General features: G+C 66.5%; 1 protein-coding gene. It reads left to right on the top strand.

Annotated elements, in window-relative coordinates:
• The coding region (locus ABZU25_RS34505) for an IS30 family transposase (protein ID WP_355033556.1) at positions 1–1,079 on the top strand (1,079 nt) is incomplete at its 5' end.
• Between the last annotated feature and the right edge of the window lie 7 nt (positions 1,080–1,086).

Here is a 1,086-nt window from a genome sequence, read left to right as displayed (position 1 = left end):
CTTGGGGTCAACCGCTGGTTGCAACACCTTCGTTGATGGTGATGGAGGTGGTTGTGGTGGCTGGACGGTTGTCAGCGGCAGAACGTGAAGAGATTGGTTTGGGTCGGGCAGCGAAGCTGTCAGTGCGGGAGATCGCTCGGCGGTTGGGGCGGGCGCCGTCGACGGTAAGTCGGGAGCTTGGCCGGTTCGAGCGGTATGGGCAGGTGTATCGGCCGTCAGAGGCGGACTGGGCGGCGTGGCTGCGTCACCGGCGGGCGAAGCGGCCTGGCAGGCTGGCCGTCGACGGGCCGCTTCGCCGGTTGGTGATCGATCTGTTGCGGCAGCGGTGGTCGCCGCAGCAGATCGCTCTGCGGTTGCGGCGTGACTATCCCGATTCGCCGGAGCGGTGGGTGTCGCACGAGACGATCTATCAGGCGATCTATCTGCAAGCCCGAGGTAACTTGCGGGCAGAGTTGACCCGACAGGTCGCGTTGCGCTCGGGTCGGGCTGCCCGACGCCCACGCGCCCGCGCCGCCGGAGCAATCCGATCGCAGCGGCCCTGGCTTGGGTTGAACATCAGTGCCCGACCCGCCGAGGTCACCGACCGGGCCGTGCCTGGGCACTGGGAAGGTGACCTCCTCGAAGGCGGCCGCGATCCAGACGGCGGATCGGCCATCGCCACTCTGGTCGAGCGGCACACCCGCTTCGTGATCCTCGTCAGCCTGCCCGAGGGCAAACTCTCCGAACACGTCGCCGCGCACCTGGCCACTGCCATGAGCTGGCTACCCCGACGACTACGGGCCTCACTGACCTGGGACCAAGGCACCGAAATGGCCCGCCACACCCAGTTCAGCATCGCCACCGGCTGCCCGGTCTACTTCTGCGACCCCCACAGCCCCTGGCAACGCGGCACCAACGAAAACACCAACGGCCTGCTACGCCAGTACTTCCCCAAAGGCCGCACCAACTTCCGCACCATCACCCAAGCCGACCTCAACGCCGTCGCCGATCAACTCAACGCAAGACCCCGCAAGACCCTCAACATCGACACCCCAGCTGAAAGAATGGCCCAACTCCTCGGCGTTGCAACCACCGACTGAGACCGCC

This window comes from Micromonospora sp. NPDC005215 (assembly GCF_040607915.1).
GTDB lineage: Bacteria > Actinomycetota > Actinomycetes > Mycobacteriales > Micromonosporaceae > Micromonospora.
Note: the sequence above shows the minus strand (reverse complement) of the source record. Positions and strands in the feature narration are given on the sequence as shown.